At 50.6% G+C, this 20,602-nt stretch carries 9 protein-coding genes; all 9 read right to left on the bottom strand.

Translation table 11 applies throughout. The features are described from left to right. Window positions 1-52: 52 nt before the first annotated feature. Window positions 53-2,518 (bottom strand): glycoside hydrolase family 2 TIM barrel-domain containing protein, encoded by a 2,466-nt coding sequence (locus tag ACU37H_RS00925; protein ID WP_472702474.1) that lies wholly within the window; start codon window positions 2,516-2,518, stop codon window positions 53-55. An 11-nt stretch (window positions 2,519-2,529) separates the two neighbouring features. Continuing rightward, entirely contained in the window at window positions 2,530-4,398 is a 1,869-nt protein-coding gene (locus ACU37H_RS00920; RefSeq protein ID WP_472702473.1) for a sulfatase-like hydrolase/transferase, read from the bottom strand. Between the two features lie 21 nt (window positions 4,399-4,419). Continuing rightward, the gene (locus ACU37H_RS00915; protein ID WP_472702472.1) at window positions 4,420-5,835 is read right to left on the bottom strand and encodes a hypothetical protein; all 1,416 of its coding nucleotides are present in this window, start codon (window positions 5,833-5,835) and stop codon (window positions 4,420-4,422) included. 159 nt (window positions 5,836-5,994) lie between these two features. Further along, window positions 5,995-7,380 (bottom strand): sulfatase, encoded by a 1,386-nt coding sequence (locus ACU37H_RS00910; protein ID WP_472702471.1) that lies wholly within the window; start codon window positions 7,378-7,380, stop codon window positions 5,995-5,997. A 110-nt stretch (window positions 7,381-7,490) separates the two neighbouring features. Next, complete coding sequence (locus tag ACU37H_RS00905) at window positions 7,491-9,581, bottom strand: sulfatase-like hydrolase/transferase (RefSeq protein WP_472702470.1); 2,091 nt, start codon at window positions 9,579-9,581, stop codon at window positions 7,491-7,493. A gap of 24 nt (window positions 9,582-9,605) precedes the next feature. Continuing rightward, window positions 9,606-11,012, bottom strand: coding sequence for a sulfatase (locus tag ACU37H_RS00900; protein WP_472702469.1), 1,407 nt, complete (start codon window positions 11,010-11,012; stop codon window positions 9,606-9,608). A gap of 114 nt (window positions 11,013-11,126) precedes the next feature. Beyond that, window positions 11,127-12,752 (bottom strand): RagB/SusD family nutrient uptake outer membrane protein, encoded by a 1,626-nt coding sequence (locus ACU37H_RS00895; RefSeq protein ID WP_472702468.1) that lies wholly within the window; start codon window positions 12,750-12,752, stop codon window positions 11,127-11,129. A gap of 10 nt (window positions 12,753-12,762) precedes the next feature. Further along, window positions 12,763-15,927 (bottom strand): SusC/RagA family TonB-linked outer membrane protein, encoded by a 3,165-nt coding sequence (locus tag ACU37H_RS00890; protein ID WP_472702467.1) that lies wholly within the window; start codon window positions 15,925-15,927, stop codon window positions 12,763-12,765. A gap of 119 nt (window positions 15,928-16,046) precedes the next feature. After that, entirely contained in the window at window positions 16,047-20,315 is a 4,269-nt protein-coding gene (locus ACU37H_RS00885; RefSeq protein ID WP_472702466.1) for a hybrid sensor histidine kinase/response regulator transcription factor, read from the bottom strand. Window positions 20,316-20,602 lie beyond the last annotated feature (287 nt).

Raw genomic sequence — 20,602 nt, 5'->3', positions numbered from 1 at the left:
TGAACGAGCTTGTTTAAATCTTGCAACGATATTGACAGATCCGATAACACATTTAATGTTTAGGGGAATCAGCTTTTCCCATTGATACAATTTCCAATGGTTGCGCAGAAAGGCCGTCAGCACTGGCTTTCAGGCGGATCGTTCCCGGCTGATCCATAGCCTGGATCATCACCAGGCACTTGCCTTTAAAAGCTTTTCGCCGGTTGGCTTTCATCGGCGAAAAATCCGTGATGTCGCCGTTCTCAACGCCAATGATCCGGCCAGGGCCCTCTATGTCGAATACTACCAGGTGATCTGCTTCCGGTACCAGTGTGCCGTTCCCGTCCGTAATATCCACTTCAACATGTACTACGTCCTTATTGTTGGCGCGGATCCTGTGTTTATCGGCTTGCAACTTCACCAAAGTAGCGGCTGCCGCAGTGGCGACAGAAGTCGTAGCGACGACGCGGTTATTGTTCGTCGCTTTTGCTTCGAGCTTGCCTTGCTGATAAGGCACCAGCCATACCAGTTGGTGTTCAGCGCCCATGGTCTTCCTGCCTAATGATTTCCCATTCAGAAACAATTCGGCCTGCGCCGCATTGGTGTAGACAACCACCGGGATGATCTGACCTTCTTTGCCGGGATGGGTCCAATGCGGCAAGAGATGGATCATCGGGCGTTCCGACCACAAACTCTGGTACAGGTAATAATGATCTTTCGGAAATCCGCAGAGATCCAGGATACCGAAGTTTGCGGTTCGCGCAGGTTGTATCGTAGCTTCTCCCAGGTAATCGAAGCCCGTCCAGCGAAAGGTGCCGATCAGGTAGGGAAGCTGCATCGTGCGGTTGTGCTGATCCCGGACGCCGATCCTCACAATAGCATTGTCATAAGACGACTGATAGAATTTTGCGTTGTGATCAAATACTTCATCAGGTGTGAGATCAGGAATAGGGAAGACCTTATCCCTGAACCGGTCCCAGCTCACGCCGGCTTCCCAGGGCGCGGGAAAATCGCGGGTGCGGTAAGCCGTTTTAGTAGCGTAAACACCACGGGTTTGCAGCGTATGCGTGATCTCTGTTCCCAGCAGCGGCTTGTCAGGATGCTCTTTATGGAAGGCTTCCAATACGCCCGGCATTTCGCCTTCTCCATTCAGACCTACCACATCCACATGATCTCCCTCCGCACTGCGTGCTTGTGTCACGGGTCGGGTCGAATCCAACCTCTTGAGGTGTTCTGCCAGCTGCTTTTGAAGAGCCGCTTTAAATTGAGGCACCTCGTTGCCGATGCTCCACATCACGACTGAGGGATGATTGCGGTCGCGCTTGATAAAATCAGTCAGGTCTTGTTGCCACCACTCGTTAAAGTAAAGACCATAATCATGGGCGGCTTTCGGTTGATTCCATCCGTCGAATGCTTCGTCCAGCACCATCAGGCCCAGCGTGTCGCACATGGTGTACAACTCAGGCGCGGCAGGGTTATGCGTTGTCCTTATGGCGTTACACCCCACATCTTTCAATAGTTTCAGGCGGCGATACAACACATCCTCCGGAACAGCCGCACCTACCGGACCTCCATCATGATGATTGCACACACCGTTCAGCTTTAACCGCTGATCGTTCAGCACAAACCCCTCGGTGGCATTCACCCGGATCGTCCTGATCCCGAAGTGATCTACATAGGTTTCTTCAGTATGGTCTTCGCCGATGATCGTTTGAAGGATCTGATAACGAACCGGTGTGGCAGGCGACCATAATTCCGGATCGCTGATCTTTATCTGTTGCTGGTAGGCGGTGATCGCTGTGTCCAGCGTCATCCGGTTGGTTTGCTCCGCCACTTTAGCGCCGTTGGGCGCAAGAATAGTCGTACGTAAACGGATCGGCTTTTTCTGCCGGGCGTCATTCTTCAATTCTGTCCGGATCGCCACTTCGGCATAGCCCGCTGTTACCTTGGGTGTTGTAACATACATGCCCCATTGGGGAACATGTACCTTGCGTGTAGTCCTGATCCACACGTGCCGGTAGATGCCGGAGCCCGTGTACCAGCGACCGCTGGGTAACCGGCTGTTATCTACTTTCACGGCAATCACATTTTTTCCCTGCTTCAGATGCCGCGTCAGTTCATATTCAAAGCTGATATAACCATAAGGACGCTTACCCAGGTACTGACCATTGATCCAAACCTCGCTGTTCATATAGACGCCGTCAAACTGGATGGACACCAGCTGCTCAGGATCTCTTTTCCAGTCAAAAGTTTTGCGATACCAGCCGATACCGCCGGGAAGATAGCCTCCCTGCCAGCCTGCGGGACTGTTCAGGTCAAAGGGTTGCTCGATGCTCCAATCGTGAGGCAGGTCAAGCAGGCGCCATTTTTTGTGATCGTAGCCCGCAGCGGAAGCCTTGGGGATGTCACCGAGATGGAAGTACCAGTTACGGTCAAACTCCGACCGGCCGTTGATGGGCCGGGCATGAGCCGCCGTAACGAAAAACATGAACCACATCAAGACGGCCAACAGTCGGGTCATTATTTTTAATGAGAACATATTCATGCATTTTAATCAGCGACTTTCTCGGAAGGATCATACAAAGCACTGTAGGGGAGGGCGCCGCAGTTGATCAGTACGGAGCGGATATAGAAGCGATGCCGATTTTTTGTTTTAGCTGATAACAGGCTTTTAAGATCATCCACTAAGGGCGCCGCTTTGTCGCCAACATTTTGGAGCGCGGCAGCCGCCGGACCAAACCCTGCACTTAACTGATCATATAAATAAGCCAGGCCCTGCTGCTCCTTGCCGGTATAGACCAGTGATTCGGCGATCATGCATTTGACCTCAGGGATGCTGTTGCCCGACTGAAGCAACATGGCTGCTTCCTGCGGAACGGTCTTGATGCCGCCGGTTTTAGCGAGGCCACAGATACCGCTGGCACCCCAGTATTGCACGACCGGATCTTTATGTTTCAAATAATTCAGCAACACGGGCAACTTCGCCGGATCTTTAAGCGACGCCGTTTCAGCCGCAGTGATTTGCTGATCCACATCGATATTCTTTTTTCTCACGACTTCATACAGCGGTCCGCCTTCCTGCAGATCGTGACGATATTCTCTTGGAATAAAACCCAGATCTTTCTGCTTTCTTACGGTGCTGCTCAGCTGTGCTTTCAGCCGGTCGAGCACCGGCTTATAAGCATTCGTTTCGGCCAGGTTACGGGTTTCTAAAGAGTCCTTCTGAATATCATACAGCTCAAAAGCGGGCACAGGCAGCCAGAATCTTTTCTCGAGCGGATGGGTGATTTGATTTTTGATATGGGCCACGTCCCATGCTTGTTGTGCGGGCATCTGCCATTGATAGTCCTGGCGGGTGCCGTTGGGATAGGCGCTTTGATAATTCCAGATCAGCTTGTAGTGGCCGTCCGTGATGGCGCGCGAAGGACAATAGCTATCCCCCTGGTTGGCCCGGAAAGTAAACAAATATTCGGGCTGATCGTCCTTTGCTTTTGCTCCCAGGAACGGCGCTCCCACCATAAAGCCCGGTTGTGGCGTCTTCGTCAGATCCAAAACCGTAGGCGCAAAATCGATGAACGATACCAGCCGGTCACTGACGGCGGGCTGGGCCGTACCGGCCAGGTGCTTCCACTTCGGAGGAAAATAGACGATCAGGGGCACCTGGGTGCCGGTCTCGTATACATAAGCTTTTCCGCGCGGCACCGTTCCACCATGATCAGAATAGAAAAAGATGATCGTGTTATCCGCCTCACCACTTTTTTCCAGCTCATCCAGCTTTTTACCCATCCATTGGTCCATCAGTGCCACGGCGTCCATGTTCCAGGCAATATCATCGCGCACTTCGGGCAAATCGGAAATATAAGGCGGCACGCTCACATCTTTCGGTTTGACCTTTCTTGGGCTCCTTTCGGCAATAGGCGTAGCAACCCGCGACATATGCGTGATGCCGCAATTAAACACAGAGAAGAACGGTTGCTTCTTATCAGGGCGGTTTAGGTAAGTGGCGGTTTTACTCGATTCGCTCCACACATTGGCCGGCGTTTTCTGGTTGTTATAATCCTGCTTGTTATTGTTGCTGGTATAGTATCCTGCGTCTCTTAAGTATTTAGGAAAATAAAAGGCGGCAGGCACGGGCCGCTTCTCGCGATGCACGTCGGTGCCGAGGCTTACCGCGTAAATGCCCGAGATCAGCGTAGAGCGGGACGGCGAGCATTGCGTGCCATTCGAATGCGCACGTGTGAAGCGGATACCCTTAGCCGCGAGCGCATCCAGCCGCGGGGTTTTGACGGATTTGTTACCGTAACAACTCAGATAAGGGCTCATGTCTTCACACACCATCCACAACACATTAGGCCGTTCCTGTGCATGGGTCAGTAGTTGGAACAAAAGAAATAACGAGATCAAATTATATCGTAACATGATGTCAGCTTTTTATTAATATTATTGAAATACCGCGATAATGACTTCGGAAGGGTGGAGGGTAACGCGGGCCTTGCCTGATACTACTTTTGTTGTTGTCTCCTTCATTTGATAATCGAATTCGGCTCCGCTGATCCGCCAGATGCTGGCATTGGCGGGCGCCTTCGCGCTTTGTATGTCCACGGTCACCTCGGTAGGTTGTTGTATACGCTTCCCGGTCAGGACAAGGGTGGTCTGCTGATCATCACAGGCAGCAAAGGCCGGCACGTTCGCGGGCGTATTGGTCTTCACGAGACTCCCTGTAAGATCTTCTGAAAGCCGGCGGAATATCTGGTTGAAGATGGAAGGCTGGTGGGTGCGGAAATCAAAGAGGGTAGGCTTTTTATATTCCATCCGCATCGGCCAGACCGTACTGATATCGAAACCTGATTGCAACATCAGGCCCATCATCTCTGTCAAATGCATGAACGATTCGGGCGTTCGCGTCGTGACGTTGAATTCAGACATGTTGTACAAGTAGTGCTTATTGGGATGGATGCTGCTTAATAACCCTCTTAGTTCTTTCAGTTTACCGGCAACCATATCCAGTTGCGACGGCGCAAAATACCAATGCACAATGATCATATCGATCTTGGCGCCACATCGGGTTGCGAGCGTATGCCACCATTTTTCGTCGCCTTTAGTGACGGGCAGTTCAGTTTGTTCTTTGGTGAATGACTCATACTTTTTAAATGTCTTCATGTCGCTGATATTCCTGCGATTTTGCAACACCTGGTCGAGCATTCCTTTTTTGATCCGTTCTTTGGTGCCGACAAAATTCACATCCCAGTGGCCATTGATCCCAAGCACCACTTCCGGATCGATCTTCTTTAACGAGTCGGCGTAGACGTTTACAAGGTCTGCATATTCGCTCGCTGACATCACCGGGTGCCAATAGGTTTCATTACCGATCTCCCAATACTTTACGCGGTACTCCTTGCTTCTGCAATACCGCAGCCATTCTGCGGCTTCATGCGCACCACCACTGATATCTTTTTTGATGGCCCAGCTTTCGGTATTTAAAACGCACATAGGCTCAGCGCCCGTTTGACGGCATACCTTAATAAACTCTTCGAAGTTGGTTTCAGCGGCTCCGCTTTGAAACGGGAACATGTGCACATTGTCGAGCGTGGCTGTCTGCCAGTGAAAATTATCGGCGATGGTGCCACCGGGATAACGAAGCAACTTCACACCGGCTTCTTTGATGCCTTTGACCAGCTGGCCATCAGCCAGCGACGCATCATCATCGATCCAATACAGAAAGTTGGTGCCCCAAAAGCCGGGACTGATACGATGAAGCTTTTGCTTTGTATCGATCGTGACCTCGACCGGCGCTGTTTGTCCGGTAACGGCATGGGCATGCCACAGGGCACATAAAAGAATAATGATCGCTCTCATGTCTGGTATTAGAGGTTGTTCCGGTCTTATGCGGAAAGTCCGTAAGATGAAGCTGTTTTATATTTAATGGCTACTGCATAGAAACACACGCATCATCTCTGAGCCGGGTCATCGCACCTGCTGCGAACAGAGAAGCTGAGCGATATGAAACGCCGCGGTTTATTTCTTATACAAAGGATTTTTCTGATCGGGCATTTTGGCGCCTGTGTGATCCATGATCTTCATCAGCTCATCCAACAGTTCATCCCGTTTTGCAGGATTCGCATTGACGAGGTTCTTTGTTTCTGACAGATCGTCTTTCAGATGGTACAATTCAATGCTGTTATTTTTAGCCACGTTGGCACGTCCGCCGTCCAGTACCCATTCTTCATGATGTAACAGGAGCTTCCAGTCGCCTTTGCGGATCGTGGACACGGGACGGCTTCTGAATTCCTGGTCCCTTGCCCCCGGGTTCGGCTTGTCCAGGTATCCCGGGAAATGCCAGAAGATCGCACGATCGGTAAGTGCGTTTTGTTGCTGAAACAAAGGCAGCAATGGCTTTCCGTCGAGTATTTTCCCGGCGGGCAATGGTTGCTTCGTAATATCCATGAATGTGGCGAACATATCTACATTGATGATCGGCGTCGCTTGTTGGGTGCCGGCCTTGATTATCTTCGGCCATTTGGCAATGAAAGGCACCCTGATGCCGCCTTCATAATACATGCCTTTGTACCCTCTCAGCGGATCCTGCGGCGATTGGGGCAGACCACCATTGTCTGAGGTAAAGATCACCAGCGTGTTTTCTTCTAAGCCGAGGTCTTTAATTTTTTGTAACAAGATACCGATGCCGTCATCCATCTGTGCGTTCATTGCGGCAAATCTTTTATTCTTTTGAAGATGTCCTTCCCGCTCGCTAAACCGATCCAGCATGTTCTTCCTGGCCTGTATGGACATGTGCGTAGCATGATGAGATACGTATATGAAGAAGGGACGGTCCTTATTCTTTTCCATAAACTCACAGGCGCCATTGGTGATCTTGTAAATGCCTTTGGGATCATTGGTCTCCTTGAAATCCTCGTCAGTAGGCGGATTGAAGGAACTGTCTACATCGAAACCCTGATCACGCGGCAAAGTTCCTGCACGCTTGCCCAAATGCCACTTGCCGAAGATCGCCGTCTTGTAACCCGCATCGTGGAGTCCTTCTGCAACCGTATAAACAGATGGCGCCACCTCCTCGGAATTGGGGATAGGCTCCAGTCTCATTTGCTTCACCGGTCCGCGTTTGGTGCTGGATACGGCATATACGCCATGCCGGGGGGTGTACTGACCTGAGATAAAACAGGCGCGACTGGGCGCACAGTTGCCAGCAGCTGCATAGGCATTGGTAAATACCATGCCTTGCGAAGCTAACTTGTCGAGGTTCGGCGTGAGATAAAAGTCACTGCCCGTAAACCCGGCATCTTTCCAACCCATATCATCTGCAAGTATGTAGACTATATTGGGCTTTTGTTGGGCTAAGCTGGTGGTGGTTACAAAGAGTAATAAGAGGTAGAGCGTCTTTTTCATGCGCATTTTGTTACTTTTTTTATGAGGCCGAAACGAGGACTATCGGCTCGATCAGTTTAAATTTTAACAGCCTCCATTTCCGGAATGGCCGGTCAATCAGGTGTCAGGAATTAATAGAAATATAATTTCGAAGAGATTGTTTCAAAGGATCCGCTATCGCGTCGCCATTGGATTTGGGGCTGTTGTCCCTTCGTTCCTTTTTTAACAAGATGATAAAAGCTGAAAGGATGGTATCCCTTTGCCAGCTTCAGCGTCACTGTTCCGGCTGCACCATCATGACGCGTATAATCCTGGTCGATCGCTTTAATATCGTGTATCTTCAGAAAAGCTTTACCGGCGCCCGTTAGCCTGAAAGTATAGCTTCCCGCTTCACTTACATGAATATATCCTTCAGATACGGTCAACGGCTGACTTCCGCGGGATACACCCGGCGTTGCGGCTGTCATCTGCGCGCTTCTTTTCAACCCCTTCACATCCGGGATCCAGGGGGTATTGCAGGCGTAACTGCTCAGCATCACCCCGTTCTTCAGCGCTCCGGATACTTTAACGGCCGGTATGGTAGCATTGTCATACGGACGCGCAGCGCTGCTGTCTGGCATGCGGATCTGAAGCACCCGCTCTTTTACATAGGCCTGCAGCGCCGGGTTTTGCGCGGCGATATTTTTCGCCTGCTGCGGATCTTCATTGATCTGGTACATCTCAAAATCATCACCGGCGGTTTTCACGTTATACCGGATCGCTACGGTGTCTCCCATGCGGATCATTTGCATCTGTTGTCTTTTCCTGCCGCGGTGTGCTGCTGCAAAGTCAGTATAGTCGGGCGTTTTAGACGGATGAAAATATTCTGAGTACACCAGGCTGGTGTTCGCAGCGCCTTTGCCGGTAAGTGCCGGTAAGAGGGACACTCCATCACATCTTACAGGTGCGGGCTGCCCTGTAGCTGCGACAAAAGTCGGCAGCCAGTCATAAGATATATTAGGCGATGATACAACCGTTCCGGGTTGAATAGCGGCCGGCCACCTGGCGATGGTTGCGGCGCGCAGTCCGCCGTCATAAACATCTCTTTTGATGCCATCGAACGGGCCGAAGTTGTTGAAAAAGTCAGCTTCGTAAGAAACATATTCTTTAGGGAGATAAGATTCCTGCGACGGACCATTATCCGACGTAAACACTACCAGGGTATTATCATCGATTTTGAGATCTTTCAGCAATTGCATCAGGTCACCCACCTGGTCATCTATACGGTGGGTCACAGAAGCATACCTTTTGTAGGTGTCTGGCCAGGGAACTTCAGGCGTAGCCTGATCCTTATCATGATCGTAAGTAGCATTTGCATACTCAGGATACATGTAAGAATCGATGGTCCCTGAAGCCGTGTTGATCATCTCGCCGGGCTTGCCCAACCATTGCACACCGCCTTTAAGACCACCACCGGCGGGGTATTTTTGCGTGGGAAGTTCCAGCACGGCATGTGGCGTATCATAAGCCAGGTAAATGAAAAATGGTTTGGACGCATCTTTACTTTTACGATGATCGATGATATATTTTTTTGCGGCCGCTGTGAACAGATCTCCTGTATAACATTTATCTAACTGATCACTGATCTCATTGTAATTTTCCCATACTTTTTTAGGACTCCGGTAAAGGCCTTCTTTAGGATAATGCTCGTGGCCATCGCCGTGAGCGATATAACCGAAATAGTAGTCAAAGCCGCGCTTCAGCGGATGGGCCGGCCAGTCGGGCGCTACCTTTTTGGATTTACCCTGCAGGCCCCATTTACCAATGGCTGCCGTGCTGTAGCCCGATAGCTGCAGCACGTTGCCCATGGTGTAATTGTCTTCTAATGCTTTATCAAATTGATTGTCGCGTACATTGGCATGTCCCTGGCTCATGCCCGTCAGCAGCGAAGCCCTGGACGGTGCGCACACCGGAGCGGCGCAATAATGAGCCGTTAACATGGCTCCTTCACGGGCCATTTCATCCAATTGAGGCGTTACTAACCAGGGCTCGCTTTTATCGCCTTTTTGTTTTCTCTGGTTTTGAAAAAATACGCCGACATCGCCATAACCCAGGTCATCTACAAGGATGAAAATGATATTAGGCTTCTTAGCCGTCTGTGCCAGCGATGCAGGTGCGTTCAAGGCCAAAAGGCCGGTCAGGATAATTGTCGTCTTTAATCTGGTAGCGATCTTGTGCGTCATTACTATCTTTTATGGGTTGTCATATTATTCCGGGCTTTGCCCTTTTTCAAATTGCCTTTTGGCATCAAACCGGGCATTCGCCACAGGCAGCTGCGCCTTAGTTTGTTTCAGCCACTGCTGCAGGTTCAAATATAATCTATCTGTTTCGGCCGGTTGCCGGGCGCTGAGATCTTGTTGTTCACCGGGGTCTTTGCCCAGATCGTATAGTTCCTTTTTTCCCGTTTCGTAATAATAGATGAGTTTTTTATTGCCCTCGCGGATCGCGCTGTACGGCGTGGCTCCCTGGCTATGGTAATGCGGGTAGTGCCAATACAGATTTCTTTTTACCAGCCCTTTGCGGTTTGACAGGAATGGTGTCAGATCTACGCCATCATGTTGGGGCATGTCTTCTTTCGCTACGCCTGCAACAGCTGCAATAGTAGGATAGAGGTCCATGCTGATGATGGGCTGATCGCTTTTTCCGGCCTGGATATGGCCATCCCAGTAAAAGATCGCGGGAATGCGCGTGCCGCCTTCGTAAGCCGTTCCTTTGCCTTCTCTCAATGGCAGGTTAGATGTGATCTGCCTGGCCCGGTTTTCCCGGTTGCCGATCAGCCCGCCGTTGTCGCTGGTAAATATGACCAGGGTACGATCGGTCAGATCCATCTCGCGAAGCTGGTCCATCAGCTTACCGACATTTCGGTCCATGTTCCTGATCAGTCCCGCATACACCGGGTTCTGGTGATTTTTTTGGTGATCGATGCGGCTTTTGAAATAAGCAAGATCCTCTTCTTTCGCATTTAACGGCGTATGCACTGCATAAAAAGGAAGGTACACAAAGAACGGCTGATCCTTATGTGATTGGATAAAGGTGATCGCTTCATTTGTAAGCCGGTCGGTCAGTTGTTCACCGGTGGGGCCTTCTTTCAAACGCGGATTTTTATACGGCGCAAAATAGCTATTGGGAGAACCCTTGGAATACCCGCCAATGTTCAGGTCAAAGCCCTGGTGTTCGGGATAATATTGCTCATCATGTCCCAGGTGCCATTTACCAATCGAAGCCGTGGCGTAACCTTTCGTCTTCAGCAGCTCGGCGATGGTGGTTGTTTCCAGGGGCAGGTACATGGTCCAGTCCGGCGGCGATAACTTTGCATAGGGACGTTGGTAGCCCTTGATCCAATCAGTGATATGTGTGCGTGCAGGGTATTTACCAGACATAATGGCCGCGCGGGTAGGAGAACAAACCGTGCAGGCGGCATAAGCCTGGGTCATTTGAAGGCCTCCTTTGGCTAAGGCGTCCAGGCGCGGCGTTTCATAAAAATCACTCCCGTAACAAGCCAGGTCGGTCCAACCCAGATCATCTGCCACGATCAGGATCACATTGGTCTTTTGTCCGTATGAAAATCCCGCTTCCAGGAGCAGCCCCATCGTTATGATTATCAGTTTTCGCATATGTGCTTCTTATAACAGCGTTTGCAGTCCAGGTATTCACCGCCTCTTAGACTCCGCAAAACCTTATTCGTTTATTGTGAACTGAAAAAATAACATGCTTTGTCTGTCTTCTGGTTAATAACCGGAGTTCTGCACCAGGTTTTTATTCAGATCCAGCTCGGCGGTAGGAATCGGGAACCATATCTTGTAGGGCAGCCAGTTTGTTTTCAATACCGGAACGGAATTGATGTTGTGAAACCCGCCGGTTATCGGCAGCGCTTCGATGACCTCATTCAGCCTGCCAAAACGGATCAGGTCGAACCTCCTGATGCCCACTTCAAAACAAAGTTCGCGCGAACGCTCTTCGATCAGCTCATCAATAAAATTGGCTCTCAGGTAAGCAGCCGTTAAGGTAGCCGCCGGTGTGGTTGTTCCGAACACCGCCCGCTCGCGAATGGGAAGCAACATGGCTCTTGCACCCGCCTCGTCTCCGTTGTAGAATAAAGCTTCTGCGTTGAGCAGTAATATATCTGCAAAACGCAGCAAAGGAACAGCGCCATCACTTAAGAACGGCGGAATAGCTTTCAAAGCCGGATCCCTGTAACGGTATTTACCGATACCATAGGTGTTACTGTTAACGCCCGCGGCGGCAGGGACAAAATACCGGATACCCTCAATCATTTCCACCGGTGCATTATCTCCGCCCGCGATGCTCCCGGTGAGATTCTGTTTTCTCCGCACATCAGCTGCATTGTAACGGTTATATACTTCGGCGGTTGGCACAAACCATTTGGATCCGCTGCCGCCGCGGGTGTTCACGTTGCCCTGGGGCAGCCATGCCTGGTTGAGCCGGTTGCCCACGCTGTTCGTGGCCGTGGAAGAGCCTTCCACGGTAAATAAACACTCTTCGTATTGCCAGGGGCGGGTCGTTTCACGAAATAAATAATTGTATTGATCGGTCAATTGATAACCGCTTTCATTGATGATCCGGTTGGTTACCTGCAACACGCTGTCATACATCAGGTCTGCATCCACCCAGGTAAAATGATTCAGTGCGAGATCGAGATCGGCGCCCACGTTATGGGTCTTGCAGGCCGCCAGGTAGGCATATACCTTAGCGCGCATGCCTTCTGCTGTCCAGCGGTTGGCACGCCCGGAAATGGCAGCTCTCGGGGGCAACATACCGGCCGCCATAGTGAAATCAGCAATGATTTGCTGGTATACTTCCTGCAAACTTGCCCTGGCCGTGAAAAAGTCCGGATCGGGTGTTGTGTTCACCGGTACAGCGCCGAACATCAGGGCGAGATACATCTGGTAAAATCCCCGCAGGAAAATAGCTTCTCCTTTGATCTCGGTTTTTCTTCCGGCGTTCATGTCAATGGCATCGATCTTGGCGATAAGGTGATTGCACCGGTTCACGCCGGCATATAAAGCCTCCCACACACTTTTTAATTCGGTTTCTGCTGCCGTGTAGGAGCCGTTGCCAAAAGCAGATATGGAATTGGCCACTCCTGCGCGGGTCACACATTCATCATTGCTTCCATTGAGCAGGTACAATACGGTTTCGCCAAACATCCTTCCATAGTCTGAACTGTTCATCATGTTGTAACAGCCCACCAGCGCGGATTCCGCATCTGCTGCGGTTTTGTAAAACTTTTCTGTTTCGATAAAAGAATAAGGTTTTGCTTCGAGAAAGCTCTTTTTGCAGGAACTCACTCCACAAAATGCAATGATCAAAATAATATATAATATAGTCTTCATGATAGCTGATTTAGAAATTAATACTGGCGCCAATAATGAACGATTTGACCCGTGGGTAAGAGATCCGGTCGAATCCTGAAAAGAGCGGATCGCTGTAGCTGATGTCCGGGTCATAGCCGGAATAGCGCGTCAGCAACCAGAGGTTGTTGCCGGTCACGTAGATCCTTGCCATCTTCACGCCGATCTGTCCGATCCAGTCTTTCGGCAACTGATAGCCCAATGTGAGGTTCCTCAAACGCAGGTAGGACGCATCTTCTACGTAATAGGAAGAGGACAGTCTGAAAGTGGTATTACCGCCCGGCAAGCCGTTGCTCGATCTGAAATCGCCGTATTCATTGGTGGGATTGTCGGGTGTCCAGCGGTTTTCATAAAATTCTTTCGAGATGTTGTTGTTGTTGCTCAGTCCTTCGAGCGCCACTTTTCCCAGGTTGAAGATCTCTCCGCCGTAAGACCATTCGAAGAATACATTCAGTTCGAAATTTTTATAGTTCAATGTATTGTTCAAGCCGCCGAAATGTTTAGGCAGGCTATTGGAGATGAAAGTGCGGTCATTATTTTCGTCGACGATGCCGTCCCCGTTCAAGTCTTTGAACTTGAAAGAGCCCGGTAACACTGCTGTTCCCGCTACGTTTACCTCGCCTGGTTTTAAAGTATAGGTCCGCTCGCCGTGAGGAATAGCGGGATCGCTGTTGTTCTGCCAGTTGAACTGGGAGATCTGGTACACGCCGTCAAACTCGTATCCATAGGCAGTTCCCAGCTGTTGCCCGACGCTGACACGACCCAGGTTGGTGATCACGCCGTTGTCCATCACAACAGGTATATAATCGAGCGAGCCAAGGCTGCGGATTTGATTCGTGTTGAAGCTGATGTTGAAATTGGAGGTCCACTGCAAATCCTTACGCTGTATATTTTGCGAGGTCACCTGAAACTCCATACCCTTGTTATCGATCTTGCCAATGTTTTGCCACTGTTGTTTGTAGCCCGATTGAGAGGGGATCAGTACCGGCAGCAACATATCCCTGGTTTGTTTCAGGTAAAAATCAGCAGTAAGCGTCAGCCTGTTATTCCACAAGCCCAGGTCTAGCCCTGCGTTATATTGAGTAGTGGTTTCCCACTTCAAAGCCGGGTTGGCCAACGTCGAAGGCGCCAGTCCGTAAGCAGAAATACCTTCTTCGGCGTAGTAAGCATTCACCATGCGGCCTGCGTAAGAGTAGGGTGGGATCCGCTCGTTACCGGTAGCTCCATAGCTTAATCTTAATTTAAGATCACTGATCTGGGACACCTCTTTCAGGAAATTTTCCTGGTCCATCTTCCACGCAAATGCGAAGGACGGGAAATAACCATATTTATTGCCCTCACCGAATTTGTCTGACCCGTCTGCCCGGAAGCTGGCGGTAAAGAGATAGCGGTCTAGAAGCGTATAGTTGATCCGGCTCAGCCAGGACACGCGGTTGTTGACCCATTTTTCTGAAGCCAGACCCGTTACGATCGCTCCCTTGCTGATATCATCAATACCGGTGATCTCGTCGGGGTATTCATTGTTTCTCATCATGCTTCTTTCGAACAGGTAACCGTTGACCTCGTAGGCAGCCATTACATTGATCCGGTTGTTGTCGTTGATATTCTTGTCGTAGGTCAGGCGGTTGGTGTTGTACCAGTTAAAGCTCCGGCGGTCCTGGATGATACCGACACCGTTATTGGCGTTACCCAGGGTGGTGAGGCGGGAGTAGAATTCTTTTCCTTTGGAGCTGGAGATGATACCGCCGCCGGAAATGTTCAACTTCAGGCCTTTCAATATTTCGGCGTCCACATAGCCGTTCCCGATCGATTTGAAGGTTCCCGTATTCTTATACAGGTTGTCGATGATCGATAGGGGTGTCACATACCCGATCGTTTCGTCGAAATCAGAATCAAAATAATCGATCGGCTTTGCCGTAACCAGCTGTTGCAGCACACCGTTCCAGGCGTTGGCCTGTCCCGTATTGATCGATCCGTCAAGATCCGTGTAAGATGTGTTCATGTTGATGCCGACCTTGATTTTCTTGCTGGCTTCGTGATCCACCTTTAAGCGCATGGTGTATCGTTTTTGCGTATTATTCCTGATGATCCCTTCTTCATACAGGTAACCGGCGCCGCCTGCGTAGGTCGTTCTGCCGCTGCCGCCACTGAGGCTGACATTATGGTTTTGCGTGAGGCTGGGTTGCATCATCTCGTCCTGCCAGTCATGTTGAGGGAGGGCATATGGATCTTTAGGATTGTTGAGGTCGATCTCCCCGTTTTCATCGTCATTGTAAAACAGGGAGGATTGAGGATTGACGAGCCGCTGGTAATCGATAAAATCACTGGCATTCAGCATCTCCAATTTGTTAGCAGCTTTGGAGAAGCTCAGGTAGCCGTCGTAGCTGGTGACGGACTGCCCGGCCCTGCCGGATTTCGTGGTAACGATCACCACACCATTGGCACCCCGCGATCCATAGATCGCCGTGGCCGAAGCATCCTTCAACACTTCGATCGATTCGATATCCGCCGGGTTGAGCATGGACAAGGGGTTGGCGTTACTGCCGAGATTGGCATTTCCGGAGCTGGAAATTTCGTTGGAATTGATATCGTATTGTATCCCGTCAATAACAAAAAGAGGGGAGGATGACCCATACAGGGAACTGATCCCGCGGATCTGGATATTCATGGCGGCGCCGGGCTCGCCGGACTGGGAAAAGATACGGGCGCCCGGGATCTTCCCCTGCAGCGCTGTGATCAGGTCCGTGCTTCGCGATTGATCAATGTCGGTAGCTTTCAATCCTGCGATAGAACCGGTCAGGTCTGATTTTTTTTGGGTGCCGTAGCCTACTACGACCACATCTTCCATGGAATTGGCCAGCGGCACCATTTCGATACGTAATCCATCGGTATTCTTCACTACGAACACCAGGTTCTCGTACCCTACGGAAGAAAACTGCAGGGAGTCGCCGGGCCTAGCGGCGATCTCAAATTGTCCGGAGGCGGTGGAGATCACCGTCGCGCCGGTGCGCGGCAATGAAACGGTCACGTTGGGAAGAGGCTCCTCGCTGGTATTGGTGATTAATCCTCTGACCAGGCTACTTTGAGCCATCACTGTTATAGCAGCCAGTTGTAATAGTACCATTACAAAAAGGGCTTTCGAAAATTTTTCAGGCATAGAATCGTTAGTTTACTTGTAAGTAAGACACAAAAATAGCGGGTGGTGTGTCGCAAGGCAGGGGGAATATTCGTATCAATACAGGGACTTTCCGGTAAAAACGTGTTGATTTAGCTGCTTTACCGGGAATTGTCTGCTTTGAACTTCCGGATATATTCAGAAGGGGTTTGTCCGAAGTATTTTCTGAACTGTTCTCTGAAATATTTTTGATCGGTGATGCCCACTTCGAGGGCCACTTCGTTGACCTTCATGTTTTGTTCTTTCAGCAGTTGCGCGGCCTTCCGGATGCGCACACTTTTGACCAGGTCCACAATGCTGTTGCCGGTCAGGTCTTTGATGCGCTTGTATAACGCCGACTGGCTCATGGCCATTTCCTGTGAGAGCTTTTTTACGCTGAACTGCTCTTCAGTTAATGAGGCTTCGATTTGCTGCATGAGTTTATTGAGAAACTGTTCGTCGGCCACATTGATCGGGACATCCGACGGCTGCAGGGTCATCAGGCTTTTGAAATAGGCTTTCACGTGGGCCCGCTGTGTTAAAAAATTCTGGAGCTTGGCCTTTAAGAGCCGGAAGTTGAAAGGTTTGGTGAGATAATCATCCGCGCCGGTCTCGATCCCTTCAATTTCATACACCGCTGCGGTCCGTGCGGTCAGCAGGATCACCGGGATGTAATTCAGTTCGGGATCTGCTTTCAATAACCGGCACATTTCAATGCCGTCCATGACGGGCATCATCACATCGCTGAGAATGATATCGGGCAGGTATTGACGCGCTTTGAGCAGGCCTTCTTTGCCATCCCTGGCTGTAACGATCTTGTATTGCGCCGACAGCGTCTGCTGCAGGTAATGCAGCAGCTCGACGTTGTCCTCCACGATCAGCAGCCGGTACAGGGGTGTAATATCACCGCTGCTATTGACTTCCACGGCAGCGAGCCCCTCGCTGCTATCGTCGGGAATAAGCCAGGGGAGCGAATCCCGGGCAGATCCGGGGTCTGGTTGCCCCCGCACAAAGTCTGTCTCTTCCAAAATCCCGGTGTCTTCATACCGGCCTACGTCATCAGGATTGAAACGATGACCGGCGATTTCTGTATCGCGCAGATGCGCTTTACCAAAAGGTAACCGCACGGTAAACCGCGAACCTTTGTTTTTAACACTATGCACGGCGATCCATCCCCGATGCATGTCTACAATGCCTTTGGTAATGGACAAGCCCAGTCCTGTTCCGGTAGTGGAAAGCGATTGCGCCTGCGAAGCCTGGTAATAGCTGTTGAAGATCCGCGAAATTTCCTGCGGGGCGATGCCCGAACCATTGTCGCTGACAGTGACCTCGAGATAATGATCTTTCAACAGGCTGACGCCCTTAGCCTGCGTGTACACCGCATCCCGGAACGGGTCGCCGGCCAGGGTCACTTCCATCTTGACTTGTCCGCCTTCCGGTGTGTATTTGAAAGCGTTGGAGAGCAGGTTGGTGAAAACAATCTCGATCTTTTCGCGGTCGCAATAGACCCGTGCGGGCTGATCGATTTGTAAAGAATAGTGGATGCCTTTTTCAGCTGCCTTGCTTTTGAACACCAGGAAAATTTCGTTAATGACCCGCGTAATATCGGTTTCTACCGCGCTAAGCTGCATGTGCCCGGACTCCATCTTCCTGAAATCGAGCAGCTGATTGGTGAGAGACAGGATCCGTTGCGCATTGCGGTACATCTGCCAAAGCTTCTCTTTGTAGTTCGCGTCGAAGCCTTTTTCAAGAAACTCGGTCAGCGGACTATAGATTAATGTCATGGGCGTTCTTAACTCATGAGAAATATTTGTAAAGAACTCCAGCTTGCCCTGTTGTAGTTCCTTTTCTTTCTCCGCGATGGCCAGTTCCCGCTTCATTTTATTTTCCCTTCTCACAATCCGGAAAGTAATATAAAGCGCAACCGCGGCAGCTATCACGTACAAGGCATAGGCCCACCAGGATAACCACCAGGGCGCTTCAACGATGATCACCAGTTTTTTCTCGGCGCTGGACACATTGTTACCCGTGATCGCATAGACCGAAAACTCATAACGGCCCGGTTCTAACTTAGCAAAGCTGGCGGACGGAAAGCTGCTTTCGATCCAGTCCTCATTGTAGTTGGAAAGCTTATACCGGTAACGGATCTTGAGCGCATTGGCAAACTGGATGCCTACAAAGTCCAGGGAAAAGTCGTTCTGCGCATAAGTGAGGTGGACTGTATCCAGAAAGTTGAGCGCACGCGGTAAAACAACAGACGCATTCTTTTCTTCACCGACGTTAACCGGTTTGCTGAATAATCTCAATCCTGTAAAAGCAAGATCGGGTGCGGTGCTGCCATTGTCGATACGCGTGGGATCAAAGTAATTCAGGCCGTTGATACCACCGAAGTACAGGCGTCCAAACTGATCCTTGAAACTCGATCCCACTTTGAAGGCATTGCTTTGCAATCCATCTGTATAATCATAGAACGTAGTGCTATAGTTCTTCGTATTGAAATGCGTCAACCCATAACCGGCCAGCCAAAGGTTGCCATACGCATCCTCTTCCATGGCTTCAATGTCGTTATCCTTTAACCCATTGGCCACCGTGAAATGCTTGAACACCGTGCCTTTCGGCGTTTCAATCATTTTATTCAGGCCGCCTCCGAGCGTAGCGATCCAGAGCGAGGAGTCGCGGGTGCGCTTCACCGACCAGGCAAAGTTGGAGCTGAGGCTGCTGCCGTTGCCCGCCTGGTTCCGGTAATTGGTGATCATATATGAGCCGTTTGTCACCGATACTTTCGCCAGGCCTTTATCACGATAGGAGATCCACATGTAGGGAAACAGCGGATCATTATAAACGTTGTTGATGTTATTGGAGAGCAGTCCTTTGTGTCGCGCCGTTTGCAGGTATAACACTTTGCTACGATCAGCGGAAATAATATTGATCCCGCTGTTGATGGTCGATACCCAGAGCTGACCCGCATCATCTTCGGTGATGGAAGTCACGTTTTGTGCGCTCAGCCTTACCGGTCCGTTCGTACCGAATTCGACAGGGCGGTAAGATCCGGGGCCGGTCCTGTCGATCCGCCACAGGCCATCGCTTCTTCCCGCCAAACCGACCCAGAACACGCCCCGGCGGTCTTTGTAGATTACATTGACGGTGCGGTCTTTCAGAAATACCTGCGAGCGGCCTGAAGCCACATCCAGCACGCAAAGCCCTTTCCGCGTGCCCATCCACAACGACCCGTTTTCAAAATAAACCGACCCGATATAGGTATCGTTGATCAGGTTGTTGCCATTGAAGAGCCGGGTTGAAATGGTGTAGAACATTTTGCTTTTCAAATTGGAATAAATGGCTCCGCCACCGGCCGTACCCACCCAAAGCAACCCATACTTATCTTCAAAGAAACACTTGATATTGAAGAAGCTACCCGTAAATTCATTATTATTTATATGAGTTAGCGGATGCTCTACCTTCCAGGGGACGCTGTAATCTGTTGACACCGCGGGAGGGCGCAGCCGGTAGACCCCGCTTTTGAGCGTACCGATCCAAAGGCTGCCGTTTTTATCCTGGAAGATGGATTCGATCTTTTCGATCGGCTCCTCGAGCGGCGCTTTTTTGATTTCCGGCTGCACCAGCGTACCATTTTCAAGCCCTTCAATCCGGTAAAGCCCGTCACGACGCGCAACCCATATCGTTCCGGCGTTATCCTTCAGGAGTTTGATTACACCCGCGTCATTGTTAATGAAATTGCTTTTGTTAATGGTTCTTTCTGACAGATAACAGGTGTAAAGACCCTTGTCTGTAGCGAGATACAGCTTGTTGTTGTCCTCGATCAGCATGGAGGACACACTGAGCGGCTTGTCAGACTGGGGCACCTGGATCTTATGCGAGATCTCCGGCTCGGCACCGGGCGTAATTCCTAACAGCAGTCCCCGCTTGGACGTCACCCAGATCATTCCTTTTTTATCCTGCCTGATATCGGTGATCCAGGCCTGCGACAACGGCGTCCCGCCTGCGTCGATCCTGCTGAAGGTTTCCAACCGGCTGTCATAGCGGCAAAGGCCTTTCCGTTCTGTGCCAATCCAGATATTGCCCGAGCGGTCGGCAAATAAAACGGTGATCCGGTTGTCCGGCAGGCTGCCGGCGTCGAGAGGGTTATTTTTGTAAACGGTTATCCGCTGGCCATCGTACCGGTTGAGGCCATTGTGGGTGCCCAGCCAGAGATGTCCGGAGAGATCCTGCGCCATCGAGGTCACATCACTGTGAGATAACCCCTGGTTGACAGATAATTGTTTGTAAGAAAGATTGGCGTTGCCCTGTGCCCATGCCGGCTGCATCTCCGTAAGGAGCAAGACGATCAAGACAGCTGCTGCATAGCAAAAACGGTTTAAAAAGGCAAACATCGGGCTACAGATTCCCTGCAATTTAGCTAAATACCCGTCAGGAAACGGTGATTTTTGCGGATATATGCGGGGGTAATTTCGTATTTCGGCGCGCATACAGCAATAACGAAGACGCAGTAGTGGTAGCGTGCGTCATCGTCGTAACGCCTCCTGAGCGGCCAATGGGGCGGGAAGGCCGCTCACGTCACGGCATTTCGCACGGTCGAAGCTAAGGAAGAAAACAAACGAGCTACCCTTCATAGCCAATCGACAGGGTAACTGTTCCCGTCTATTGCGTGACGGTTAAA

The sequence above is a fragment of the Niabella sp. ZPM-14 genome (assembly GCF_055693045.2).
Note: the sequence above shows the minus strand (reverse complement) of the source record. Positions and strands in the feature narration are given on the sequence as shown.

Bases quoted from the DNA above. Each gene is read 5' to 3' on its own strand.
- ACU37H_RS00910 (WP_472702471.1), bottom strand. From the start codon at position 7,380: ATGAAAAAGACGCTCTACCTCTTATTACTCTTTGTAACCACCACCAGC.
- ACU37H_RS00890 (WP_472702467.1), bottom strand. From the start codon at position 15,927: ATGCCTGAAAAATTTTCGAAAGCCCTTTTTGTAATGGTACTATTACAA.
- ACU37H_RS00905 (WP_472702470.1), bottom strand. From the start codon at position 9,581: ATGACGCACAAGATCGCTACCAGATTAAAGACGACAATTATCCTGACC.
- ACU37H_RS00895 (WP_472702468.1), bottom strand. From the start codon at position 12,752: ATGAAGACTATATTATATATTATTTTGATCATTGCATTTTGTGGAGTG.
- ACU37H_RS00900 (WP_472702469.1), bottom strand. From the start codon at position 11,012: ATGCGAAAACTGATAATCATAACGATGGGGCTGCTCCTGGAAGCGGGA.
- ACU37H_RS00915 (WP_472702472.1), bottom strand. From the start codon at position 5,835: ATGAGAGCGATCATTATTCTTTTATGTGCCCTGTGGCATGCCCATGCC.
- ACU37H_RS00920 (WP_472702473.1), bottom strand. From the start codon at position 4,398: ATGTTACGATATAATTTGATCTCGTTATTTCTTTTGTTCCAACTACTG.
- ACU37H_RS00885 (WP_472702466.1), bottom strand. From the start codon at position 20,315: ATGTTTGCCTTTTTAAACCGTTTTTGCTATGCAGCAGCTGTCTTGATC.
- ACU37H_RS00925 (WP_472702474.1), bottom strand. From the start codon at position 2,518: ATGTTCTCATTAAAAATAATGACCCGACTGTTGGCCGTCTTGATGTGG.